Genomic DNA, 25710 nt, shown 5'->3' on the forward strand with positions numbered 1-25710 from the left:
ACCGGTGCTACAGCCGTCACCTTCGGTGCCACGCCAGCGACGTCGTTCACCGTCAACTCGTCGACCCAGATCACTGCCGTCGCTCCGGCCGGAACGGGAACGGTGCAAGTCACTGTCACCACCCCAGGTGGAACCAGCAACGGGGTGTCCTACACCTATGTTCCTGTTCCCACCCTGAGCACGGTGGTGCCCGGTGCGGGACCGGTCACGGGTGGGACGACGGTCGTTCTGACCGGAACAAACCTGGCCGGAGCCACCGCGGTGAGTTTCGGTGCCACACCGGCGACCTCGTTCACGGTCAACTCGTCGACTCAGATCACGGCCGTCGCTCCGGCCGGAACGGGAACGGTGCAAGTCACCGTCACCACCGCAGGCGGTACCAGCAACGGGGTGTCCTACACCTATGTTCCTGTTCCCACCCTGAGCACAGTCGTACCCGGTGCGGGACCGGTCACGGGTGGAACGACGGTCGTCCTGACCGGAACAAACCTGGCCGGAGCCACCGCGGTGAGTTTCGGTGCCACGCCAGCGACGTCGTTCACGGTCAACTCGTCGACCCAGATCACTGCCGTCGCGCCGGCCGGAACAGGAACGGTGCAAGTCACTGTCACCACCCCAGGTGGAACCAGCAACGGGGTGTCCTACACCTATGTTCCTGTTCCCACCCTGAGCACGCTGGTGCCCAGTGCGGGACCAGTGCCGGGTGGAACGACGGTCGTTCTCACCGGAACAGGATTCACCGGAGCCACCGCGGTGAGTTTCGGTGCGACACCAGCGACGTCGTTCACGGTCAACTCCTCGACCCAGATCACCGCCGTCGCTCCGGCCGGAACAGGAACAGTCCAAGTCACCGTCACCACCGCAGGTGGAACCAGCAATGGGGTGTCCTACACCTACGTCGCGGTTCCGACTCTGTCCTCGGTGGTGCCGAGCGCGGGTCCGGTCACCGGTGGAACAACAGTCGTCCTGACCGGAACAAATCTGACCGGTGCTACAGCCGTCACCTTCGGTGCCACGCCAGCGACGTCGTTCACGGTCAACTCCTCGACCCAGATCACTGCCGTCGCTCCGGCCGGAACAGGGACAGTCCAAGTCACTGTCACCACCGCAGGTGGAACCAGTAACGGGGTGTCCTACACCTACGTCGCGGTTCCGACTCTGTCCTCGGTGGTGCCGAGCGCGGGTCCGGTCGCTGGTGGAACAACGGTCGTTCTGACCGGAACGAATCTGACCGGTGCTACAGCGGTGAGTTTCGGTGCCACGCCGGCGGCTTCGTTCACGGTTGACTCCGCAACCCAGATCACCGCGGTCACTCCCGCGGGCACAGGTTCTGTTGCGGTCACCGTCACCACCGTCGGTGGGACCAGTAACGGGGTCACGTACACCTACGTCGCGGTTCCGACTCTGTCCTCGGTGGTGCCGAGCGCGGGTCCGGTCGCTGGTGGAACAACGGTCGTTCTGACCGGAACGAATCTGACCGGTGCTACAGCCGTCACCTTCGGTGCCACGCCAGCGGCTTCGTTCACGGTTGACTCCGCAACCCAGATCACCGCGGTCACTCCCGCGGGCACAGGTTCTGTTGCGGTCACCGTCACCACCGTCGGTGGGACCAGTAACGGGGTCACGTACACCTACGTGGCGGTTCCGACTCTGTCCTCGGTGGTGCCGAGCGCGGGTCCGGTCGCTGGTGGAACAACGGTCGTTCTGACCGGAACGAATCTGACGGGCGCTATAGCGGTGAGTTTCGGTGCCACGCCGGCGGCTTCGTTCACGGTTGACTCCGCAACCCAGATCACCGCGGTCACTCCCGCGGGCACAGGTTCTGTTGCGGTCACCGTCACCACCGTCGGTGGGACCAGTAACGGGGTCACGTACACCTACGTCGCTGTTCCCACCCTGAGCACGGTGGTGCCGAGCGCGGGTCCAGTCGCTGGTGGAACAACGGTCGTTCTGACCGGAACGAATCTGACCGGTGCTACAGCCGTCACCTTCGGTGCGACACCAGCGACGTCGTTCACCGTCAACTCGTCGACTCAGATCACGGCCGTCGCGCCGGCCGGCACAGGTTCTGTTGCGGTCACCGTCACCACCGTCGGTGGGACCAGTAACGGGGTCACGTACACCTACGTGGCGGTTCCCACCCTGAACACGGTGGTGCCCAGTTCGGGACCAGTGACGGGTGGAACGACGGTCGTTCTCACCGGAACAGGATTCACCGGAGCCACCGCGGTGAGTTTCGGTGCGACACCGGCGGCTTCGTTCACGGTCGACTCCGCAACCCAGATCACCGCGGTCACCCCCGCGGGCACAGGTTCTGTTGCGGTCACCGTCACCACCGTCGGTGGGACCAGTAACGGGGTCACGTACACCTACGTCGCTGTTCCCACCCTGAGCACGGTGGTGCCGAGCGCGGGCCCAATCGCCGGTGGAACAACGGTCGTGCTCACCGGAACGGGGCTGACCGCAGCGACGGCGGTGAGTTTCGGTGCGGCACCGGCGGCTTCGTTCACGGTCGATTCCGCGACGCAGATCACGGCCGTCGCACCGGCCGGAACGGGCACGGTGCAGGTCACCGTCACGACGGTGGGTGGCACCAGCAACGGGGTGTCCTACACCTACGTCCCCGTACCGACCCTGACCACCGTGGTGCCGAGTTCGGGGCCAGAGGCGGGCGGAACAACGGTCGTGCTCACCGGAACAGATCTGACCGCAGCGACGGCGGTGAGTTTCGGTGCGACACCGGCGGCCTCGTTCACCGTCGACTCCGCCACTCAGATCACGGCAGTCACTCCCGCCGGAACAGGAACGGTGCAAGTCACCGTCAGCACCCCAGGCGGCACCAGCAACGGGGTCACGTACACCTACGTGGCGGTTCCGACCCTGTCCTCGGTGGTGCCGAGCGCGGGTCCGGTCACCGGTGGAACAACGGTCGTCCTGACTGGAACGAATCTGACCGGTGCTACAGCCGTCAGTTTCGGTGCCACGCCGGCGACCTCGTTCACGGTCAACTCGAACACACAGATCACGGCCGTCGCTCCGGCCGGAACGGGAACGGTGCAAGTCACCGTCACCACCGTCGGTGGGACCAGTAACGGGATGTCTTACACCTACGTCGCGGTTCCGACTTTGACCACCGTGGTCCCCAGCTCGGGGCCAGTGACGGGTGGAACGACGGTCGTCCTGACCGGAACAAACCTGACCGGTGCTACAGCCGTCAGTTTCGGTGCGACACCGGCGGCGTCGTTCACGGTCGACTCCGCCACTCAGATCACCGCGGTCACCCCTGCCGGAACGGGGACTGTGCTGGTTACTGCCACCACTGCGGGCGGCACCAGCAACGGCGTCGCTTACACCTATGTTCCGGCTCCCGCCCTGACCACGGTGGTGCCGAATTCGGGACCAGAGGGTGGGGGGACAACCGTCGTTCTCACTGGAACAGATCTGACGGGAGCGACGGCGGTAAGTTTCGGTGCGACACCGGCGACGTCGTTCACGGTCGACTCCGCAACCCAGATCACGGCAGTCAGTCCCGCCGGAACGGGGACCGTGCTGGTCACCGCCACCACTGTGGGTGGAACGAGCAATGGCGTGGCCTACACTTACGTCCCGGCTCCCGCCCTGACCACGGTGGTGCCGAATTCGGGGACGGAAGCAGGTGGAACGGCAGTTGTCTTGACCGGAACGGACCTGACGGGTGCGACGGCGGTGAGTTTCGGTGCGACACCGGCAACGTCGTTCACGGTCGATTCCGCGACGCAGATCACGGCGGTCGCGCCGGCCGGAACGGGCACGGTGCAGGTCACCGTCACGTCGGTGGGTGGCACCAGTAACGGTGTGTCCTACACCTACGTTCCCGTACCGGCCCTGACCACCGTGGTACCGAGTTCGGGACCTGTCACCGGCGGAACGACGGTTGTCCTGACCGGAACGGATCTGACCGCAGCGACCGCGGTCAACTTCGGTGCGACACCGGCAACGTCGTTCACGGTCGACTCCGACACGCAGATCACCGCTGTTTCCCCCGCGGGTACCGGGACGGTGCAAGTCACCGCCGTCACCGCGGGTGGCGCCAGTAACGGAGTTGCCTATACCTACGTCGCTGTTCCCACCCTGGCCACCGTGGTGCCGAGTTCGGGGCCAGAGGCGGGCGGAACAACGGTCGTGCTCACCGGAACCGGGCTGACCGGAGCAACGGCGGTCAGTTTCGGTGCGACACCGGCGGCCTCGTTCACGGTCGATTCCGCGACGCAGATCACCGCGGTCGCCCCGGCCGGAACAGCCACGGTGCAGGTCACCGTCACGACGGTGGGTGGCACCAGTAACGGAGTCGCCTATACCTATGTCCCGGTGCCGAGCCTGACCTCGGTGGTGCCGAGTTCGGGACCTGTCACCGGCGGAACGACGGTCGTGCTCACCGGAACGGGACTTACCGCAGCGACCGCGGTCAGTTTCGGTGTGACACCGGCGGCCTCGTTCACGGTCGACTCCGCGACGCAGATCACCGCTGTTTCCCCCGCCGGTACCGGGACGGTGCAAGTCACCGCCGTCACCGCGGGCGGGACCAGTAACGGAGTCGCCTACACCTACGTCGTTGTTCCCACCGTGGCCACCGTGGTGCCGAGTTCGGGGCCAGAGGCGGGCGGAACAACGGTCGTGCTCACCGGAACCGGGCTGACCGGAGCAACGGCGGTCAGTTTCGGTGTGACACCGGCGGCCTCGTTCACGGTCGACTCCGACACGCAGATCACGGCTGTTTCCCCCGCCGGTACCGGGACGGTGCAAGTCACCGCCGTCACCGCGGGTGGCACCAGCAACGGAGTCGCCTACACCTATATTCCGGTTCCGACTCTGACCACAGTGGTGCCGACTTCAGGGTCGGCCGCAGGTGGGACAACCGTCGTTCTCACCGGGACGGCACTGTCCACTGCGTCCGCGGTCAGTTTCGGTGCCACACCGGCGGCCTCGTTCACGGTCGACTCCGACACGCAGATCACGGCTGTTTCCCCCGCCGGAACCGGAACGGTGCAACTCACCGCCACCACCACGGGCGGAATCAGCAACGGTGTCTCTTACACCTACGTGCCGGCCCTGACTTCGGTCGTCCCCTCTCAAGGGACCGAAGCAGGCGCAACCACGGTCGTCCTCACCGGCAATGGCCTGACGGCAGCCACCGCGGTCAGTTTCGGTGCGACACCGGCGGCCTCGTTCACCGTCGACTCCGACACCCAGATCACGGCGGTCACCCCTGCCGGAACGGGCACCGTGCAGGTCACCGTCACCGACCCGGGTGGAACCAGCAACGGCGTCGCTTTTACCTACATCCAGGTTCCCACCCTGACCGCGATCAACCCGACTTCGGGATCCAGCGCGGGCGGGGACACCGTCATCCTCACCGGGACGGGCTTGACGGCAGCCACCGCGGTCAGTTTCGGTGCGACACCGGCGGCCTCGTTCACCGTCGACTCCGACACGCAGATCACGGCGGTCACCCCCGCCGGAACGGGCACCGTGCAGGTCACCGTCACCACCACAGGAGGAACCAGTAACGGCGTCAGCTACACCTACATCTGACACCTGAAGCCGCTGGGCCGCCGACAAGTTATTGCCGGCGGCCCAGTCGCATTACCGTCGAGTGCGTGTGCTCCGAGGGATCGCCCTGCGCGTGCAGGCCCAGCATCGACCGGATACCTGGGTATCTCCCGGTCCGTGTCGGTAATCAGTACAGAAGGTAGACGCCGTCGCGCACTGCCGTGACGGTCCGGACGATCATCTGCCGCAAGCCGGTGGCGATGCGGTCATCAGTGGTGGGTTCGATGGTCACCGCGTCGGTGCCGAAAAGGGCGTAGCAGCCGTTCAGGCCATCACTCGTCGGCTGATGTTGCGGTGCCTCGACACCCGCTCGCCCGGCGCGCCGGGTCCGGTCACGGAGCAGGTCGGGGTGGGCTGGCCCGGTGACGGGTGTGGATGGCGATTTCCAGTCGGCGACCGACATGGCGGCCCAAGAGCTGTGCACCGCACCACGGGATGACCACGCCGCTCCTGTCGAACTGGTCACGCTGGTGCGGTTCGCGACCGGCGACGGTGCGCTCGTATTCGGATCCAAGGCCGCAGCGCAGCGGGTGTCCGCGTTGCTCGCTGCAAAGACCCTCGTCGATGTTCGCTTCGCCTCGGCCGGGGCGGCACCCGAGATGTGGACAAGAGGCGCGCGGTGACGTCGCGGCGCGACGCGGCCGGCGATCACGGTTTCGGCCGGATGATCGAGTTGTTTCATCCGCCTGGACAGAAGTGCCCATGCTCGCAGCGCCAGCCATGTGAACCCAGCAGCGCCGGGCTCCGGTTCCGGTGTCCGGTCGAAAACTGGCCCGGCCAGCGACGAGCGACCATCGCTCGTCGGGTCTCGGGATGGGCAACTTGACGCAATCCCGCCTGCGTGCCTGGGCGGTGTCATCGCGCCCGCCCGGCGCGGTTGAAGTCGGCAGCACGAACGACACCCGTGACTCCAGGTTCCATGCACAACAGGGAAGGCGACCTAGTATCGCCGCCGTCGCGGGCGCTGCTTCCACGCCCGCGGCCGCGTGAGGACGGAATTGCCCGAACAGCGATGCGGCAAGCAAAGCCCGGGCGTGACCGCCCAGCACCCCCGTGATCCACACAGTTCACGGTGATGGGAGGCCCGCCCGACCCACAGCGGACCCTTCCGGGGCGGGCCTTCACCGCTTCTCCGCGCTCCACGCTGCCAGTGGTTCCAGCTCAGTACCGGCCCGAGCATCCCCGATGATCCTTCGGTCGAGCACCCGCAGCAAGCGAAGAAGTGTTACTGGCCGGTAGGGCTGGGTAAGGCAGACAGTGGTGCACCCTTGCGCCGACCCGATGCTGTCGAACACCGGAGGGACGAGATCCGCAATGAGCACACCCGACACCACAACCTTGCTCGCGCAGCTCCGCGCTGTGCTGTCGCTGACCAACACCGAGATCCAGGTCGCCGAGACCCGCATCGCCCAAGCCCGCACCGAAGCGGTGCGCCGCGAGCTGTCGGAGAACGCCGACAACGCCCGCGCCCGCGCCGAAGCCATCGAGACCACCATCCGCGACCTCGGTGGCGTCCCGGAGCTGGTCGCACCGTTCCTCGGCCAAGCCGCCGCCGCGGTCAAGGCGATGGTCGAGCAGGCCCAGCCCTTCGACGAGGCCCTGCTCGGAGACCTCGCCCTCGAACACCAGCTGCTCGACCGCGCCCGCTACATCAAAGCCCTCGCCACCGCCGCTGGGCTGCCTGAGGTGGTGGCGTTGGCGCAGCGGCTGATCACCGCGCATTCGGCCACCGTGGACTGGCTGACCACCGTCCTGGCCGAGGACGCCCTCGGCGGGCCGGCCGCGCTGCGCCGCACCCCCATGCAAGCCGCCACCGGGACCGCGGTGAAGCTGTTCAACCTCCCGGTCACCTGGTCGACCCGCGGCCTGGACCGGGCGCTGGACACCGTGCGTGCCAGCACACCCGCACTCGGTGAGCTGCTGGCCCAAGGAGCACGCGCCGGGGATGTCGCGGTCAAGACGCTGTCGGCTTCCCGCGATGCCGCGCTGGAGACCGCGGAGCAGGTCACCCGCCGCGAAGGCGCCGACACCGCCGCCGACGCCCTGCGGTCGATCCGCAGCAGCACCGGCGTGCTGGAACCCGACGAGCTGCCCATCGACGACTATGACGAGTTGAACGTCTCCCAAGCCGTCGCCGAGGTCAAAGAACTCACCGCCCCCGCCGACATCCGCGCGATCGTCGCCTACGAGGAAGCCCACAAGAACCGCCACGGCGTCGTGTCCGCCGCCCAGACCCGGCTCGCGGCCATCGCCCAAGAAGTCGCCGGACTCACCTGATCTTCATTTCGCTCTCTCCGGCATCGGACTCGCCCGATGCCGGAGGCAGCTATCGGTCCGCCAACCTCGTTGTGCGGCAAGGCAGTCGCCTCCACTGAATATCGCAGGTTCGAGGCCGCCGGCGGCGTGGGGCACTTGGGCATGACATGGGGCCGGGAACTCCTCCACACGTCGGCGTGGCCTGGCCTTTTGTCGTTTGGGGTGTGGGGATTCGATCTTCCGACCCCCGGTCCACGGCAGAGGAGCGGCTTCGGTGAGTGCGCGATGATGTGCGCGGTCTGATCGCGTTCTTCCCGAACGCATTCGGCATCCGGGCTGTCCGATACGGAGACCGGCCGTATCCGGTCGAAGGCGGTAGATACGGCTGGTTGGGCCGGTCGAGGAATGTCCGCGCCTGCACGCAAGGCCATTCGCGCGGCCACGCACCCGTCGCGGTCTCATCAAGCCGATTTGAGTGGCGCCGCCGTCTGTGTGCTGGTGCTGGTTCGCAGCAGGGTCAGGGTTGTGTCGAGGCCGGCTTTGAGGTGGTGATGTGGCCGGTGGACATGAGGCTGGTGACGTCGCCTTGGATGGCAGCCACGAGTTCGGCGGCGGTTTCGATGTCGCCGGCATGGACCCGTGTCACCGTCTATCGGCGCGCGAAAGTACCTCGTGCCGATCGTCGCCCGCTGAAGCACCCGGCACAGCGTGTGTAGTTCCAATTTGCTGCGAGCGACGCAGTTCGGAACTGGTTTTCAATCGGCCGCTGCACGCCCCGGTGGTGAGGCGGCCTTCGGGTGTCGGTTGCCTGGCGACGGGCTCAGGTTTGAGAGTGCGGGTCAAGCATTCTCTTGCTGGGCTTGGTCCACGATCCATGCCGCGATTTGGGCTCGGGAGGTGAATCCGAGTTTGGTCAGGATGTGTTCGACATGCCCTTGGGCGGTGCGTTGCGAGATGACCAATTTCGCGGCGATCTGCTTATTGGTGAGTCCTCGAGCAACGAGGTCTGCGACCTGACGTTCCCGTTTGGTCAATCGCAGTCCCGAAGCGGCAGGCGCGGCGGTTGGCCGCTCACCCAGAGCGTAGGCCACTGCGGCGTTCATCGCCATGGCCTGGCCGCGCCGGAACGCCGTGTCGAATCCTCGGTCACCGAGCGCGCCTCGCACCATACGCTCGCGTTCGTCGTGAATCAGGGCTAGCTTCGGGAAGAAGATCGAGAAGCCGGAGGCGGAGCGCAACAAGCTTTCCACGGCACCCATCAGAATGGCCGCGCGCTCACCATCGCCTTCGGCGGCGATCCAGGCCAGCCCCTCGAACGCGAGGGACGCGACGACAGGGCTGCGCGTATACCGGTTGACTCGCAGCGATTCCTGGAGCAACTGGTATGCCTGTGACCGTTCGCCTTGCTGCCATAGGATAACGCCCTTCACACCGAGGGCGGTCGAGCGAAACAGCGATTCGCCGCACGCTTCGGTGATGGCGAGAATTTTGTCGTAATACTCGATCGCCCGTCGGGTGTCGCCCTGCGAAGCATGTGCCCAGCCGAGAAACACCAGTGCCCCGACGTGCAGGTGCTCGCGCCGGTTCGCGCTCAAAACCTCTACGGCACGTTCGAAGCAGGACACCGCGAACCCGAGTTCCTCCCGAAATAGCGCCAAGGCGCCCTCGGCGTAGGCGATCAGTGCCTCATTGACGGGAGTGCGGCTCTGTTCGAGGAGTGCTTGCCCTTCCGCTAGTAAGACAGCTGCCGACTCGAGGTCACGCTGCATCGAGGCGATGGTACTGCTGGCACAGATTGCCTTGACACGATCGGGTGCCGACCGCGCGGCGGGGTTGACGAGGGTGCGGCCGAGCCAGCGTCTGCCCTCACCGTACAGACCCCGGAAGTTCCAGAACGCAACCAACGCCGCAGCGGTGCGCAGCCCGGCCTCGGCCGAGTCCGCGCTGTCGTCGGACGCACAGAGCTCGAGCGCCTCTCGCAGATTCGGTTGCTCGCGCTCGAGGCGGGCCAGCCAGTAGGGCTGCTGGTCGCTGATCCACCCGGCCTCGGCGTCCAGCGCCAGCCGCTGACACCAGTCGCGATGCCGTCGCCGCAGGTCCTTGTATTCGTCGCATTCGCGCAGCTTTTCCCGGCCGAATTCGCGCACGGTCTCGAGAATCCGAAAGCGCACGACGCCGTCCAGTGTCTCCCGATACACGATCGACTTGTCCACCAGAGACGACAGCGCGTCCAACAGACTCTCAGGCGCCAACTCGGCACTGCACACATGTTCGACGGCATCGAGTTCGAAACCTCCGGCGAAAACCGACAATCGCGCCCATAGCCGCTGCTCGACCGGCGTACACAACCGGTAGCTCCAGTCGATGCACCACCGTAGCGTCTGCTGGCGCTTCGGCGCGGTGCGACTGCTGCGCGTGAGCAAGGCGTACCGGTCGGTCAACCGCTGCAGGATCTGCTCGGGCGACATGGTGCGCATCCGAGCGGCTGCGAGTTCGATCGCCAGCGGCAGCCCGTCGAGCCGGGCGCAGATGCCCGCCACCGCGGCCTTGTTGTCGTCCGTGACCTCGAAGCCCGGTACGACCGCTGCGGCACGTTCGGCGAACAACGTCACCGCGTCGTATCGGGGCAGGCCCTGCAGCGTCGGCTCACCCTCGACGCGCGGAGCGGTCAGTGGTAACACCCGCAGCACCGCTTCCCCGGCGATGTCCAACGGCTCGCGGCTGGTGACGAGAATCCGCAGGCTCGCACATGCTTGCAACAGTGTCTCGACCAACTCTGCCAACGCCTCCACGACCTGCTCACCATTGTCCAAAACGAGCAATGTTTCCCGGTGACGCAGGAACTCGACCAGCAATTGCTGCATCGGCAGAGCCGAATCGTCGCGCAATCCCAGACCGGCGGCGACGACGTCGACGAGCATCGACCGGTCCCGCACATCGGCCAACTCGATGACCCACACCCCATCGGCGACATCGCGTCGAGCAGCCGACGCCGCCCGCAACGCCAGCCGGGTCTTGCCGACACCACCGATCCCCGCCAACGTCACCAGCCGCGACACCGACAGCACAGTCTTGATCTCGGACAACTCGGCGCGGCGATCGACGAAACTGGTCAACTCGAGCGACAGCTCGCCAGCACTGCCGCGACCCCCTGTCCTCCGCCGCGGCGCATGGTCTTGCATCGGCGAGGTGTGCTCCCGCGGCGGCAAACCGGTGGCGGGCTCGCCGTGCAGGGCACTCGCGCCCGCCTGGTACCCGTGGCGCCGCCGAACCTGCTCGATGGCCTGGCCCAGCTCCGCTGCCGAGGGCCGCTGCCGCGGATCCCGGCTCATCGCCGATTCCACCACCGCTGCCACGTCATCGGGAATGCCGCCCTCGCGCAGGTCCGGCACCGGCTGGCTGGTCATCCGAGCAAACTGCGCCACCACTCGCTCACCGCTACGCCGCTCGAACGCCGCATGCCCGGTGAGCGCGCAGAACAGGGTCGCACCGAGCCCGTAGACATCCGCAGCAGGTGTTGCCGCCTCGCCATCGAGCACCTCCGGTGCAATGAACGCCGGAGACCCGGTCACGATACCGGCAGCCGTCTGGAACCCGCCGATAATGCGCGCAATCCCGAAATCGGTCAACGCCGGCTCACCATAATCGGTCAGCAGAATATTTCCCGGCTTCACATCCCGGTGCACAATGCCGAGCAGGTGCGCGCGCTCGAGGGCACCAGCGATCCGCACTCCGACCCACAACACCGTCTCCACCGGCAACGAACCTTGCCGCCGGATCCACGCATCCAGAGAATCCAACGGATAATACGGCATCACCAGATACGGCCACCCGCCTTCGGTGACGCCCACCTGAAGCACCGTCACAATGTTCGGATGCCCGGTCAGCCGACCCATCGCCTGCTGCTCGCGAAGGAACCGCGCACGGTTGTCGTCGTCCAGCTCCGCAGTCAGCACTTTTACCGCCACCGTGCGGTCCAGCGCCGCCTCCGTACAGCGGTACACCACTCCGAAACCACCGCGTCCGATTTCCTCGGCATCCTCGAACCCGACCGCGTTCAGCTCCGCCGCGACGGGCAGACGCACGTCGCGGTGGGTCCGCAGCGGATCATCATCGACCATCAGCGGCGCGCGATCCGGTCGGTATGTGCACGAATATCGGGCCCCATGCACTCACCCTTTCGACAATGCACAGAGTATCGCCAACGACAGCGAACGGCAGGTTATCGTCTACGCGGTTGTGTCAGCGGGCGCCGATTGCCGCTGCTATCACCGCCGCAGTGACCGGGGCGGGGTCCATCGTGCGGCGACGAGTTCGATGAGGCTGGCGGTGCCGCAGCGATACCTCGACCGGGGGCGGCGGGCGGTCATGGACGGTCGACGGTGGCGGCTACCTTCTGAAGGGCGACCGCCAGTTCCTGGACCTACACGTGGACCTCGAACGGCGCCGCGCGACCCCACTGCCGGAGGATCTGGCCGGCCCGAAGTGGAACGTACAACCGAGAGGTCTCCGAACAACAGTGTGGAACGAACCCTCCGAGGTTCCCTACGACACCGGGACAGCGGAACTGCTCACTCTCCTGGAGACCTACGCCGATGGCGAGATGACCCGCGTGGAATTTGTGCGCGAGTGGCGGGCCTCTCGCAAACTCGCCGCGGATAACGGTGAACGAGTCGACGAACCGTTCGAGGCGCTGCTCGACAGCGTGTCGTTCGACGTGGAGGACTACGCCGTGGAACCCGCGCCGCCTGAGGCCGACGACCCCTCCGGCGATCCGTTGGTCTTCAACGCCAACCGGGTGCGGATCGAACTCGGACGGCTGGGGCGAAGCGTGCGACGATCCTCGACCTGTCGAACCGAGGGTCATCGACGACTCCCGGGCACACAAGGTCGGCGGGATTGTCGCCCGGGAGGGGTGCTGGCTGGTCGGGGGCGGCCGGGCGTGCACGGAGATCGTGTCAATCAGCAGCCCGCACTCGTCGTCGGCGAGGTCGTCGGAGAGCACGTCGATTGGGGTGGCTGTCTTGACCGGCCCGAGTCTTCGACCCTCGTGACCGGTCCGCAGAGTTGCCGACGAGCTCGGGATACGGTGTGATCGACTGACCATCGTGTATCGGAGGTATCGAACGTTGGCCGCATTGGAGTTGGGGTCGGTGTTCGCCGGATACACCATCGAACGCCTTCTCGGTGTCGGCGGCATGGGTGAGGTTTACGTCGCCCGACATCCACGGCTGCCTCGCTCCGACGCGGTGAAGGTGCTTGCCGCGCAGTTGACTCGCGACGACTCCTACCGTCGCCGCTTCGAACGCGAGGCCGACCTCGCCGCATCCCTGTCGCATCCCGGCATTGTCAGCGTCCACGACCGTGGGGAATCCGACGGGCGGTTGTGGATCGCGTTGGAGCTGATCGACGGCATCGATTTGTCGGCGTCGCTCATCTCCTCGCCGGGCGGGTTGCCCGGCACCGATGTGGCACGTGCGATCATGGAGATAGGCGATGCGCTCGACTACGCTGGCGCTCGGGGGCTGATCCATCGAGATGTGAAACCCGCCAACATTCTGCTCGCCAGGACCGGCCACTACCTGCTGACCGATTTCGGGATCGCACGAATGGGACCGGAGAACTCCGATCTCACCGGAACGGGCCTGACCCTCGGCACCATCGCGTACGCCTCCCCTGAGCAGATGCGGGGGCTGCCTGTGGAGCCGCGATCGGACCAGTATTCACTGGCCGCCACCGCCTTTCATCTTCTCACCGGCGCGCAGCCGTTCACCGGCACCAACCCCGTCGCGGTGATCATGGCTCACGCCCAGCAGCCCGTTCCGAGTGTGCGAGAGCATCGGCCCGATCTCGCGCCGCACGTCGATTCGGTGATCGGACGGGCGATGGCGAAGAGTCCGGAGCATCGCTTTCCCACCAGTAAGGATTTCGCGACCGCCCTCGGTCACGCCCTCGCCTCGCCCGCGACGCACCGACAGTCGTCAGCCGCAACGGCGGCACCGACCGCGGTGGCGGCCGACCGCTACGCAGCCACCGTCGTCCGCCAGGCCCCTCTCGGTCCCGGACCGCATCGTCCGGCCCCGCCGATACCGCCGGGTCCCGGCGGGATCGCGTCACGAAACGCTCGCCGCCGCAATACGCCTCGCCTCATCGGAGCGATGGTGGTCACGGTGGCGCTGGTTGTCGTCGGCTTGCTGGGTGTGCGGGCATTCATGCACGACGCGGGTGCGGAGGAAGCCGCGCGGCTGCCTCGTCACCCGGTGACGCCGATTCTGCCGTCGCTCGACAAGCGGCCCGATACCGCGATCTGGACGTTGCAGGATATTCCTGGCCCTCCCGGTTCCCAGTCGGACGGCGCGTCAGCGCTCGGCGGAGATTCCGACGTCGTCATCTTCAGCCGCAGACTCCGCCTGGCCGACGCGAACCGCATCAAGTATCTCGACATAGTCGACGCGAACACCGGTCGGCTCCGGGCAGGCACCGAGCCCATCGTGGTGGACACGAGCCAACGCAGCCTCAACCGCTGTGTCGTCAGCGCAAGTCATTCGGCAGCGGCCTGTCACCTCGACAGTTCGTCGGCACCCTCCGATGCTGTGGTGGTCGTCGACCTCGAGGCGAGCCGGATCATCGACATCTTTCCCGCTGTGGGCCAAATCGAAAGTTTGACCGCCGCGGGTGGGCGTTTCGTCTTCGTGGACAGGACGGATCAGTCTCAACCGCCGGCACTGCGATCGATCGGTGAGGACGGCCGGGAACTCCCGGCGATCCGCTGGACCGATGCCAACCCGCGTCCGCGGTCGACGCAACCACTCCATTCGATCGAAGTCTTCGACTCGGTCCGTCTGGCCGTGGTCAAGTCCGCACCCGACCCCTCCGAACCGTTGTCGAAGTGGGAGTTTCGCGTGATCCGGCTCGAAGACGGCCAAGAGGTGTTCCGCCGCGACTCGGTCGAAGAGATCGGTGACGAGGACTGGAACGTCTTCATCGACGGATTCGTCGTCGCCGACGGCCGGTCACCGACCGGGATCTACGACCGCAACGGCACCAAGACAGCGGATCTACCGAAGGGCTGGCGACCCAGCGAGCGCCCGACAACGCCAGCCGGGTCGGGGCCGGTGGAGACTTCGGTGCCGACCGCCATTCAGACCCAGGGTAATAAAACGACCTACGCGGGGGTCAGCCCACGCACCGGGACCATCCTGTGGCAGAAGCAGTCATTCGGCGCCGACAACAGACCCGAGCGACTCCTGTTGCGCGGCATCGGAACCCTGATCCTCACCTCCGATTCGGGCCGTGTGGTAGACGCCTATACCGGTGAGTACGTGATCCCCGGCCTCGTACCGAAAGGCACCCAGCTCGGCACCGACGGCAGCCGGATCGCCGTCAGCACCGACACGGTCCGTTCGGGCAACTCACTCGCAGTGTGGAACCGCGACGGTGAAGTCTGGGAGATCACCAGCGAGTACACCCCTGTGGCGATCGGCGACAAGGTCTACGTCGGAAACCTGAGGCTCTTCTGACCAACAGGATCGGTACTGCACCGGTCGGGCGCCACCTCGACGCCGACTTCGGGCGGTGCAGACCTCTCTCGAGCCACTCTCTGTCGGCGGCCACGGCCGGGACGCATGCCCTTACAAAGTCAATCCCCGAGGGTGGCAGGCGTTTCCGAGCGACCCCGACTGCAGCCTCGAAGATCATGGCTGCAGACCACGAACTGCGGCTCCGATTCAACAAGTCCGGTACGCCTGGTCGGCAACCCCATCCACGCCGTCGCCCTGCCCGACGCGACCGTGCTGGCCGCCGACGTCGTGGTCAGCTGCGCGGGAGAAATACCGCACACCGGCTGGCTCCACGGCACCGGGCTGGCCGATGAACACGACCTCGGCATCGACGAGAAGTGCACGACCGCCACACCAGGGATCTACGCCGCCGGGGACGTCACCTACCTGCGCAGCGTCGGGCATCGGGCACCGTTCCGGTCCAACGCCGTCGCACAAGCCAAGATCGCCGCCGCCTCCGCACTGGGGCTGCCAGCGCAGGGCGCGCCCATCGACGACTACTTCTGGACCCAGATCCTGGGTGTGGCCATCAAAATCGTGGGACCGCTGCCGCTGCACGGCCCACCCAGCCACATCGACGGCAACCTCACCGAGGGATCAGCGCTGCTCACCTGGCGCCACAGCGACGGCACCGCCACCATCGTCGCCTACGGCGTTCGCACACCCCTGCCCCGCCTGCGTGCCCTGGCCCAGGCCCCGCCGCCCTGACATCCCCTCCCAGGCCCACACTCACCGAAGGAACCACACCATGCCAGAACATGTCCGTGGCGTCATCGCCCGCTCACCCGGGGCACCGGTGGAGATCGCCCAGATCGTCATCCCCGATCCCGGCTCTGGGGAAGCGGCAGTCGACATCGCCGCCAGCGGCGTGTGCCACACCGACCTCACCCACCGGCAAGGCGCGATCAGCGACGCGTTCCCCTTCCTGCTCGGACACGAAGCCGCCCGGCACCGACCTACGTTCGGTCGTAACGATGTGAGCGCCCATTGCGCCACAATCACTCGCCCTCCACCCTCGCGAGAAGACACCACCGCGTGCCGCGCCATGACCATCGTGCGAAACCCACCGCATCGCAACCGCAGCCCCGCCGCCGCCACCACCGCGACCTTCGAAGCCCGACAGCAACCCCAGTAGTGGCCGAAGCAAGCCCGCGCTGCCGGTGCCAACAACGCCGGGACACCACAACAGACCCGACATCTCCCAGCACCGCCGAGAAAGACTCGCCGTGCAAAACGAGCACCAGGGCAGAGGTGACGAATGCTCAGGCTGCCAGCATCCAGGTCACCAGTGTTATAAGGGTGAGAAGGTAGGCCGCGCCGGTGAGGGTGCCGATACGGTGCACGAGGGCGCCTGTGGGCGAATTGGCTGTTCGGTCGTCGAGAATCGGGATCAGCATGCCGTTGTCGCCGCCGTCGGCCAGGGTCAGCGCGGTGGTGAGCAGCAGCACGTCGGCGAGTACGAGCAGGGGCCACTCGGTGTGCGGCGCGCAGAATCCTGCGAATATCAACGGCCCGAACAGGATCAGCGGAGCCAACCCCAGCGTGCCCAGGACACCGATCAGCAAAAACCAGCCCGCCGAGGTCCAGCGCGCCAGCGCGGCGAGGGTGACCACGACGAGTTGGACCCATCCCATGATCATGCCCGAATTCCTATCAGCGGAGTCCGACAGAGTTGACCATGGCGAATCTATCCGAACGTTCGGACACAAGCTGGGGAGCGACAGGCCTGCTCGTCGCAGTAGTCGGAGATTTCCCCGCGGTGGCGGCCGAAATCCTCGACCCCGACCACGAATTCACCAGCGCCGATCCCGACGATCGAATCACCTTCCGTCTCCGAGCGCTCCCGCCGACCGATCCCCGCGCCGCCGCATGGATCGGTGCCCGGGTGCCTCTCGGCACCGGCGGCCCCGAAACGTACGTCTGGGCCAAAGTAGCCCACCCGGCCGGGTGCGGCCGGACATGTCAGGGTCGAACGCTAGAGTGCGGGTCAGTCGCTTGCGTGCGGCCGCTCACCGCCGGGTCCCGCGTCCCACGCCGCGGCGCCCTCTGGGGAGGAAGGGGTTCGCTCGAACCACCGCCGAAACCTGCACCGTAATTGATTATTGCGAGTCTCGATTCGTGGTACCGCGGGCAGGCGTGGGATGTTCACGGGGACAGGGCCACCGATTATGACCAACAGCTACACACGACTACCCATCGCCGCGACCAGGACTCCGATTGATGGCGAAAAGCGAGTACACGTAGTACTTTCACAGCGGCATGGGTGCGCCGGCCCGGTCGATCCATCGGCGCCGCAGCCGGGGTTCACAGCCGCCGCGCGCGAAGCTCAGCCCGTTCTGGTGTCGTCCCCGAGCGCGAACTCGCGATACAGCTGCGGCAGGAACCCAGCCAGGTGCGTCATTTCCTGGCCGCAGTGCAACAGCAGATCGCGCGCCAGTCCCAGACCCAGCACCAGATCGGCGGGGTCGAGGGCGGCCCCGCGCTCCAACGCTTGTACGGCCTGGTGCGGGTCGGGGGCGTGTAGGCCGTAGAGGTTGAGGTAGAAGCGGCTGCGCATCTCGGCGCCGCCCGGGATCGGGCGCACCTGGTGTGCCAGCCATCCCAGATCCACCGGCGCGATACTGCTGCCGACCCGCCCCAAGATCACCGTGTGCCCGGCGGGCACCTGGAAACCGTGCGCCACCGGGTCGAGGAAGGAGATCGCGAGCTGCTGGAGCTTGGCCCCGACATACTCATCGACATAAGAGGTGGTGCCGATGTACTTCGCCCGATCGGACAGCGTCTCGGCGCTGCGGTCGCTGCTGACCCCGGAATACAGGTGTGCGTCGGGATGCCAGAGCTTGTAGCGCGCCGATTCCACCGAATGCCAGCCGAACCACCAATCCCACATCTCCGCAGAGACATCGGCCATCTCGGTACGCACCGCCGTCCACGCCAGACCCTCCTCGGTCTGGCCGTACCCGGTCTCGACCGGCGAGTAGCCCGAAACCGCCAGATCAGAAGTCAGCGCCGAGAACTTCGGGATCACGCTCGCCGGGGTCGGGGGCCCATCGAATACCGAGACGACCTGCGCGGGTGCGGGGATAGTCCGGGGCGCCATGAACCGCGCGTAGGGTTTTGCCCAATCCTGCGGCGAATACCCCCGATAACGAGCCGGCAGGGTGTCCTGGGCGTGTGCGGTAGTTCCCAGCATCAGCCCGCCCGCGGCCGCGGCCCCCAACGCCAGCACCTCGCGTCTGCGCGGCCGCCACATTCTCGACATCGCCCGAAACTAGCCGTCACCGCACCAGTGGAGGCTGTCGTTCCGTAGAACTCTGTGACATGCCACAGCCTCGCCCACACAGCGCACTGACCACACAAGAAAAGTGCGAGACCGGGCCACCGCCGCCGCACACCCGCGCCTTCTTCGCCGCCACGCACACAGTCGCCGCGAACCGGCGCCGACACTATCGCCGCCGGTTCGGGGCGCGTCAGAAGCGCAGGTCACCGCCGGTGTGCTTGTCTCAATCCAGCCCCTGCGCAGGCCCCGCGGCGTGAGAATGTCAATCGTGAACGCCACAAAGGAAACGGGGCACCACATGAGCATGCAATGGCGCAATTACCCAGCTCTCGGTGTGACCTAATGCCTTGGTCGCAGACCGGTGCCGAATCTGCGTGCAACGCGGTTACCCGTTACCGCGGCCGCCTGCGGTCGTGCCCTTCGGCCTGCTGGATCACTTGGTGCGGTCGGCGTTTCGACAACTATCGCCGGGGCGGTTCAAACCCCGTCGGCCATATGGTCGACTCGTCATAGATCACGTCGGCAAGGTTGGCGCCGGTCAAGTCTGCGCCGGTGAGGATTGCGCCGGTCAGGTTGGCCTTAGCCAGGTCTGCGCCGGTCAGCCTCGCCTGAGTCAGGTCTGCGCCGGTCAGGTTGGCGCCGGCGAGGCGAGCATACGAGAAATCGGCGTGATCAGCGTCCACATATTTAAGGGTCGCTCTGTCGAGATTCGAGCTAAGGAAGACAGCGTCCGTCAAGTCAACCGTGTCAAACCCTGCGCGGGTCAGGTCCACTCCGGCGAACATGGCCGCCGTCAGGTCGGCAAAGAGAAACGACGCGCCCGTGAGATCACCACCAGGGCGGTACAACGACGTAAGGCAGATACCAGAAAGGTCCATTAACTGGTGCTTTCCGACTCTGCTGGCGAGGTCACCGGCGAGTGGTCCGCTCAACACGGCGATGGCGGTGTCGATGTCTTTCGGTACCGAACTGCCCGCGCTGAAGCTGGAAGGCATGGGAGTCGGCTCGTCGCTGTGGAAGCGAGGATCGAATACGGATCTGGGGTCCACTGGCCGTACGGAGCACGCCCCCGCGCCGTTCGGTACATGAACGCGAACGTATGACGTGATCACCTCGAGCACCGTGGGTTGATGCGTCGGGGAGTCAAGGCGGAGTTGTTCGAGGAATACATAGCGCCGACGCGGTTTTCGAGTTTGTCGGAGCTCAGTTGGTCGACCGCTCTGGAGAACCGTTCGCTAGCCTGCTGCTGCTGCTGCTGCTGCCGACGCTGCTGCGCCTCGAACTGCTCGTTGCTCGCGGCCCGGCTGCGCGATGAGATGACCACCGCCGTGATCGCGGCAACCGCAGTGGCGAGCCCGATCACCGCCTGCCAGAACACCGCGGACATCACAACTCGCTTCACCGCTGACCACGTTCGTCTGCGGTGAGGCTGCAACGGCCGCAGGCGGTGACCCGCGAGCTGCGGTCGGCGCCTGGACCGCGCGGTGCTCACGTGCACGCTTTGGCCGGGAGGTCGGTGCCGGCATCTCTACCGAGCGCGGTGCGCATTCGAGCCCCGCCTGGGCATCCTTGAGTTCACCGATCAACAAACGGCTGTCGCGTTCGTCGCGTCCGGCTGAATACTGGATCAGGCACAATTTTCGTGATGCTGGCAGTCGGGTTTGCTCAGTCGCTCCACAGGATTCGCTTCTGGAGTAGATCCGGTTTTGCTCGGCCGAACATCTGGCGTTTGATCATCTTGATCCGTTGACGTGCCCCTTGACCGGTCCGCTGCTCCAGGTCAGCGTCAAACCCGCAGTGACAGCGTCGAAGTCGCGTCCCAGGCCGCGGCCATCAGCCGCTACCGAGACCAACTCCTGCCCACCTCCCGCGCACCCGACGTCGTCTGAGTCCGCGAATCCCTTCGTGCTCGCTTGCGCGCCGCCGTCCTCGAATCTCGCGACCCGGCCATCCTCGGCTGGTGGATAGCCTCCGTAGACGGCCGCGACGTGGGCGGCCTATCTTCTTACTTCGCTGGAAAGCGATTTGTCGCTGTACGCACAGGTGCGGGCCCAACTCGCCGTACTGGACCGGGATCTGACCGGTCGATGAGGAAGGGGCCGCGGTCGATGATCGTCGAGTTGCCCCTGGAATCGGCGGGTGTTGCCATGCTGCGTGCGCTGATAGAACGGTGTGAGATCCCGCAACGGAAGGAACCCAATGGGGCGAACAATTCCCGCGACTGCCGCACCGGCACGCCGCACCCTGGTTGTAGCGCTGATTGCCGCGGCGATCGGGGCGCCGAGCGCGGTGACGGCGACTGCCGAGGCGCCGCCGACTCGGGATGACGGCTTTTGCATCGATGAGAAGACGCGCGTGCGCAACGGGTTGCGCGTCAGTGACCCCAGTTGCATTCATGACCACGGCCGCTTCCACAATCACGAGCGCTTCCATATTCCGCCGACTCATTCCTGAACCCGGCTACCTCCCGAAGTTAGGTCATGACCACAGACGCGCACGCGGTGCAAGGTCAGGTGCCCGTGCGTCGCGGCCACCTCGGCAGCCACTTCGAAGCCGAGCCGCCGGTAGGTCCGCGATCGCGGCTCGTTCGCTGGTGTTGAGGTCGTCGTATTCGGTGGGGACCAGGATGACGGCGGCGATGCGACGGGGAAGCAACTCGGTTTCGGCTGAGACGGCGTTGACCCCGGGGACCGGAGCGGCACGTGGTGCCTGGTCCCACACCTGCTGCAGATACTGGACGTATTCCTTGGTGATCACTGTCGCGTCTACGGCGATGGCGTCGATGTAATTGCGGGTATCGCGCACAAGGGATTTCACGTCGGTGATCACGACTGCTTCGTCGCTGGCCTGCGAATGTGCTGAGGTGTTGGCTGATCCGATGACCGCGTGATCGGCGGTAGCGGCGACTTTGGCGTGCAGCCTTGCCGACGTTTTCACGGTGACACCGGGAGCCATCAGCGTGGCGATGGAGGCTGGGGAGGTGGCATGTGAGGCGACTGCTTCCTTGCTTGCGTTGACCACCAGAAGATCTCCGCGTCGCAACTCCCGCAGCAGCCGAGGGCCGTCGATACCGAGATAGGCGATGGCAGCGGCACGGGGGCCGGTGGTGCCCAGTGCGGCGCTGATGCGTTTCCACGGTGTCGTTCCGACAACCTCGGTACCCATGGGCCGATCATGGCATCACAGATCGTGGCGCACCCGGCAGTCACCTCTGTCCGGCTGATCCGTGCGACTGCCTCATGGCGTGGCAGCACATAGACGGCGTTGCTCGAATGATGAATGAGGACCGCGTCTGTGGGGGTGCGGATCTGGGATCTCGACGCCGGGCAATTGATCGGGCCGCCGCTGACCGGCGACCACCGCTCAGCCAGCGCGCTTGCCTTCGAGACGCGATGGTTGGTCATTGCGGCGGCTGCGGCAAGCGGCCGACTTCCGCCGGGCAAGATCGGCGGCACGATGTGCCCAGCGAAATCGTTCCCCGGCGCAGCGGGCCGTCACGTGTCGCATCGACGACTCCGGGCGGCGATGCCGCGAAGTGGGCGGCCGAGGCAGTTCGGATGCCTCGATCACATCCAGTAGCTCGGCCTTGGTGTAGGTCAGCGTGGTCGGTCCCATGGAGCGTCCATCCTCATGGCCGGCGTACCAGCGTCAGTCTGCGTACCTCGAATCCGGTTTCTTCGGCCACCGGCCAGGTCCCGTCCGCGGTGGCGCAAGCTCACGTCGCTGGTGGCGGGGGCGGGAACGCGGGCGCGGCGCGCGGCGACCTTCTCGTGCTGGTAGCCGGGCGGCGTCGGTCGCCGGGCTGGGGGTGGCGGTGTAGCGGTCACGGTGTCGGCGGTCGCGGATGGAGCGACGCACCCATTCGGCCGCCTCGATCGAGGTCTGCGACTGCGGCGGGAGTTCGGGCTGGTACAGACCCGGGTCGCCTTCGGCGGTGTGGTCGACGATCAGCGTCCGCAGTTCGGGTCGGGACTTGGCCATCCACCCGAGCTGACGGGCTGCGGTCTTCCACGGGGAGCGGGTCAACATCTCGGCGGCGCGGTCGAGGAATTCACGCTCGGCCGGGGAGGCGAGGGCCAGCACGGCGGTGAAGCGTTCCCGTGCGGCGTCGGGGTCGGCGTCCAGGAGGTATTCGATCTCGCCGAGTACGGCGGTGAACGGAGAAGCGGTCTCAGCGACTTCGGTGAGTGTCGGTGGTCTCGGGTGCGTTCAAGGTTGCGGTCATCACTGGGTCCTGTTCTGTCGTGGAAACAGCTCGGCCCCGTGCCGGACGCACGCACACGCGTAGGTAAGCCCGGCACGGGGCTGGGCGGCTGGTCGTCTGACCCGCCTGAGTGCGATCGACCGGGGTGGGAGTCCGATACGGCGGAGGGAACGCGCCGGAAAGGTCGTCGCCCAGGGGTTGTCGTCACCGCCGCGGCTGCCGGTGGCTGCCCCGACGAGGTCGCGGGAGCGGTCACGCTTTTCGCCGAAGCCCCCGGTGCCGCCGCGGCTGGTGCGGTTGACTTGCGCGGTGGCGAACCGCAGCGATGGCCCGATCTCGTCGACCTCGAGTTCGACTCGGCTGCGCTTGTCGCCCTCGGGGGTCTGCCAGCTGCGCTGCTTCAACCGGCCCGAGACGATGACTCGCGCACCACGAGTGAGTGATTCGGCGACGTTGTCGGCGGCCTCACGCCAGATGCTGCACGGCATGAACAACGCCTCGGCGTCTTTCCACTCGTTGGCGTTGTGACGAGATTTCCCGTGACTGTAAGGATCGCATCAGAGGGCATGACGATTTCTCCTGACTAAGGGGAAGGCGGTGGCAGCCAGCAGCGAGACGCTGGCGTCGGAGCGCGGAATCCGGCCGTTGGGTTCGAATCGCATCGAGCTGGCCGAGTTCGGGTTCAAAGGAGCGTTCGGTTCGTTATGCCTGTTGAGGATTCGCGCAGGGGCTAGTCTGAGTCGGTGGGGTTCGCAGACGATGTACGAGCCGAGAGACTGCACCGCGAGGCGTCCGAGCGCCAAGCGGCTTCCGATCTGGCGTATGTGGCCGAATTCAACTGGACCGCTACAAAACAAGCAATTGCTTCAGTTGCTTCCGAAGTCGCTGTGGCTTGTTCTGCCGAGAACCGGCCACTGAGCGGCGATCGGACTCAAGGATGGCCGTTCTCTGTGGGGCCATCGATCAAGGTAGGTCCGACAACATGGGCCATTACGGCTCAGATAGTGGTGGTCTTCCTGCCAAGGGGTGGATGGCGTCTCGCCTGTCACCGCAAAGAATGCAGACAGGGGAGAAGGTTCGGTCGATGCGTCGAACTGTGCGATCCCGATGACCCTCGCGTTCGGCAGTCTTGGACGAACCCGGACTTCTTGATCACTCCGTCTGGGCTGCGGGCCAACATCAAGAATCAGCTTCTCGGCGAGCTGCCGAATCAGTTGCACGTCCATGGTCGCTGACATCGCGGCACTGAGAAATCGGCGACTGTAAGCAGGCGGTTGCTCGATCTGAAGTGGCCGTCGTTTCTCGAAACGATGCCAATGCTGGTTCGGGGCAGTCTCGATGCGTTGGATGATGTCGGCTTTGATCTCGTCCAGGCGGGGGAGTTGGGCGGGGTCGATTTGTTGGAATGGGCAACGCAGGCCCGGTGTTCGTGGACGCAGGGTGTGTTGTAGGGGCGCACGCAGTTGCCGAGTTCGATGCGGCGTCGCCCGAAGTGCTCGGCGAACTCGGCGAGTTCGGCGGCGGTGGGTGTGCGGTATTCCCTAGGTGGGGCGTTGGGCTCGGCGGTGTTGGAGGAATTGCTGGTAGCGGGCGAAGACCTCGTGGGGATAGATCGCGGGGAACCGTCACCGCTTCGGGTATCTGACCAGCTTCTCGCTCGACGCCGAACCGCACCACTCCCGCGTCTACCGCTACGACTTCGCCGACGGCGCCTCCCGGCGCAGCCACCGACTGCCCGAAGGACACACCTGCGGCGAGGTCGTGTTTGTCCCGCGCCACCAGGCAACGGACGAAGGCGGCGGATACTTGATGAGCTTCGCCCACAATCGCATTCGTGGGAACGGCTACCTTTTGATCCTCGACGCCGCCGACCTCGACAGCCCGCCCATCGCCGAAGTCCAGCTCCCGGTCCGCATCCCGACCGGCTTCCACGGCAGCTGGATTCCCACATAATCCGATCTCCGGGGGAGTGTCAGAACCTTTGTGGGTGAGAGTGATCGGTTCTGATTCTACTTTCGGTGTGGTCGGTGATGCGGTCGCCGTAGATCAGGGCGAACTGCTGCAGGGCTCGTTTCCAGCCGGGGGTGTGGCCGACGACGTCGGGCCGGTTCTTGCGGCGGTCGCGGATGACCAGGTAGAGCACTTTCAACGCGGCCTGGTCGGTCGGGAAGTGCCCGCGGCGACGCACCGCTTGCCGGAAACGAGCGTTGAGCGATTCGATCATCGGCGGACGCGGCCGAACAGCGGTTCGCCGAGTTCGCCGCCGAATGGGGCGACCGCTACCCGAGTGTGTAGTCCACCTCGTGCGGGCCAGCCTCAAATACGCTGGTAAACAGCACTGGGGTCCAATCAGCAAACAGCTAGCCATTCGGCCAACTCGCCGGTCACGGCGTCGGTGATCTTCGAGATCGTCTCCCGCGAGATGCCAGCGCCGTAGATCTCGGCCAGATGCGCACGGATCTCCCCGGTCGTGAGCTTTTTGGCGTGCAGGCTGACCACCGCTTCGTCGAACCCGGCGACGCGGCGCGCGTGTTTGGGCACGATCCGTGGCTCGAACTGTCCGGCGCGGTCCCGGGGCACGTCCACGGTGGCTGCCCTATATCGGTATGTACCCTCTTGCGGCTGGTGCCGTTGCGATGATTGCCGCCCTCGGTTTCGGCCGCTGCCGCACGATCGCCCTTGGCGTATCCGAGGTGCTCGGTCATCTCCGCTTCCGAAGCGGCCTCGATCACGCGGCGGGTCACCGCAGTCAACAGACCATCGGCCCCGGTCAGCGACAGCCCCTCGCTGCGGGCCTGCTCCACCAACTCCTGCGCGATCCG

General features: G+C 66.1%; 16 protein-coding genes and 4 pseudogenes. 8 read left to right on the top strand and 12 right to left on the bottom strand.

All coding sequences use genetic code 11. The annotated features are described in order from the left end of the window. The first annotated feature begins 102 nt into the window (after positions 1–102). Positions 103–5571, top strand: a complete 5469-nt coding sequence (locus ABZ420_RS07060) for an IPT/TIG domain-containing protein (RefSeq protein WP_357118113.1) — start codon at positions 103–105, stop codon at positions 5569–5571. A gap of 145 nt (positions 5572–5716) precedes the next feature. Here ABZ420_RS07060 and ABZ420_RS07065 read toward each other — a convergent pair whose 3' ends face one another. Next, complete coding sequence (locus ABZ420_RS07065) at positions 5717–5992, bottom strand: hypothetical protein (protein WP_357118116.1); 276 nt, start codon at positions 5990–5992, stop codon at positions 5717–5719. Here ABZ420_RS07065 and ABZ420_RS07070 point away from each other — a divergent pair. Both ABZ420_RS07070 and ABZ420_RS07075 read left to right on the top strand, forming a co-directional pair. After that, complete coding sequence (locus tag ABZ420_RS07070) at positions 5991–6212, top strand: hypothetical protein (RefSeq protein WP_357118119.1); 222 nt, start codon at positions 5991–5993, stop codon at positions 6210–6212. The two genes, ABZ420_RS07065 and ABZ420_RS07070, sit on opposite strands and share 2 nt — an antisense overlap. Before the next feature lie 691 nt (positions 6213–6903). After that, positions 6904–7866 carry a ferritin-like domain-containing protein gene (locus ABZ420_RS07075; protein WP_357118122.1) on the top strand — a complete coding sequence of 321 codons (963 nt, stop codon included), beginning with the start codon at positions 6904–6906 and terminating at the stop codon, positions 7864–7866. Positions 7867–8684: 818 nt separating this feature from the next. Here ABZ420_RS07075 and ABZ420_RS07080 read toward each other — a convergent pair. Next, on the bottom strand, positions 8685–11966 hold the full coding sequence (locus ABZ420_RS07080; RefSeq protein WP_357118125.1) for a protein kinase: 3282 nt from the start codon (positions 11964–11966) through the stop codon (positions 8685–8687). A 302-nt stretch (positions 11967–12268) separates the two neighbouring features. Further along, positions 12269–12850, bottom strand: a complete 582-nt coding sequence (locus tag ABZ420_RS07085; protein ID WP_357118128.1) for a hypothetical protein — start codon at positions 12848–12850, stop codon at positions 12269–12271. Positions 12851–12974: 124 nt separating this feature from the next. Here ABZ420_RS07085 and ABZ420_RS07090 point away from each other — a divergent pair, with 124 nt between their 5' ends. From ABZ420_RS07090 to ABZ420_RS07100, 3 genes and pseudogenes are all read left to right on the top strand, one after another. Further along, complete coding sequence (locus ABZ420_RS07090) at positions 12975–15365, top strand: serine/threonine-protein kinase (RefSeq protein ID WP_357118130.1); 2391 nt, start codon at positions 12975–12977, stop codon at positions 15363–15365. A gap of 132 nt (positions 15366–15497) precedes the next feature. Beyond that, positions 15498–16112, top strand: a complete 615-nt coding sequence (locus ABZ420_RS07095) for an FAD-dependent oxidoreductase (RefSeq protein ID WP_357118134.1) — start codon at positions 15498–15500, stop codon at positions 16110–16112. 40 nt (positions 16113–16152) lie between these two features. Further along, positions 16153–16350, top strand: a pseudogene (locus ABZ420_RS07100) (alcohol dehydrogenase catalytic domain-containing protein); the annotation flags it as partial. Positions 16351–16666: 316 nt separating this feature from the next. Here the strand turns inward: ABZ420_RS07100 and ABZ420_RS07105 are convergent. The 4 genes from ABZ420_RS07105 to ABZ420_RS07120 form a co-directional block, all read right to left on the bottom strand. Further along, positions 16667–17044, bottom strand: a complete 378-nt coding sequence (locus ABZ420_RS07105) for a hypothetical protein (RefSeq protein ID WP_357118137.1) — start codon at positions 17042–17044, stop codon at positions 16667–16669. Between the two features lie 686 nt (positions 17045–17730). Beyond that, positions 17731–18666 carry a hypothetical protein gene (locus ABZ420_RS07110; RefSeq protein WP_357118140.1) on the bottom strand — a complete coding sequence of 312 codons (936 nt, stop codon included), beginning with the start codon at positions 18664–18666 and terminating at the stop codon, positions 17731–17733. Between the two features lie 479 nt (positions 18667–19145). Beyond that, a complete protein-coding gene (locus ABZ420_RS07115) occupies positions 19146–19679 on the bottom strand; it encodes a pentapeptide repeat-containing protein (RefSeq protein WP_357118143.1) in 534 nt (177 codons plus the stop codon). A 113-nt stretch (positions 19680–19792) separates the two neighbouring features. Continuing rightward, positions 19793–20071 (bottom strand): hypothetical protein, encoded by a 279-nt coding sequence (locus ABZ420_RS07120; RefSeq protein WP_357118146.1) that lies wholly within the window; start codon positions 20069–20071, stop codon positions 19793–19795. Between the two features lie 812 nt (positions 20072–20883). Between ABZ420_RS07120 and ABZ420_RS07125 the strand changes: the two genes are divergently transcribed. Next, positions 20884–21138, top strand: coding sequence for a hypothetical protein (locus tag ABZ420_RS07125; protein WP_357118149.1), 255 nt, complete (start codon positions 20884–20886; stop codon positions 21136–21138). Positions 21139–21162: 24 nt separating this feature from the next. On the opposite strand, the gene ABZ420_RS07130 is transcribed toward ABZ420_RS07125, so the two are convergent. The 3 genes and pseudogenes from ABZ420_RS07130 to ssb all read right to left on the bottom strand — a co-directional run. Beyond that, positions 21163–21849 carry a hypothetical protein gene (locus tag ABZ420_RS07130; protein WP_357118152.1) on the bottom strand — a complete coding sequence of 229 codons (687 nt, stop codon included), beginning with the start codon at positions 21847–21849 and terminating at the stop codon, positions 21163–21165. A gap of 483 nt (positions 21850–22332) precedes the next feature. Continuing rightward, positions 22333–22767: a hypothetical protein gene (locus ABZ420_RS07135; RefSeq protein ID WP_357118155.1), complete on the bottom strand. Its 435-nt coding sequence runs from the start codon at positions 22765–22767 to the stop codon at positions 22333–22335. Between the two features lie 390 nt (positions 22768–23157). Continuing rightward, a pseudogene (gene ssb, locus ABZ420_RS07140) lies at positions 23158–23456 on the bottom strand (single-stranded DNA-binding protein); the annotation flags it as partial. Between the two features lie 1043 nt (positions 23457–24499). Between ssb and ABZ420_RS07145 the strand changes: the two are divergent. Next, the gene (locus ABZ420_RS07145) at positions 24500–24841 is read left to right on the top strand and encodes a carotenoid oxygenase family protein (RefSeq protein ID WP_357118741.1); all 342 of its coding nucleotides are present in this window, start codon (positions 24500–24502) and stop codon (positions 24839–24841) included. A gap of 169 nt (positions 24842–25010) precedes the next feature. Here the strand turns inward: ABZ420_RS07145 and ABZ420_RS07150 are convergent. Together ABZ420_RS07150 and ABZ420_RS07155 are read right to left on the bottom strand one after the other, a co-directional pair. After that, positions 25011–25109, bottom strand: a pseudogene (locus ABZ420_RS07150) (transposase); the annotation flags it as partial. 143 nt (positions 25110–25252) lie between these two features. Next, a pseudogene (locus ABZ420_RS07155) lies at positions 25253–25704 on the bottom strand (transposase); the annotation flags it as partial. Between the last annotated feature and the right edge of the window lie 6 nt (positions 25705–25710).

The sequence above is a fragment of the Nocardia sp. NPDC005745 genome (assembly GCF_040630775.1).
Taxonomy (GTDB): Bacteria; Actinomycetota; Actinomycetes; order Mycobacteriales; family Mycobacteriaceae; genus Nocardia.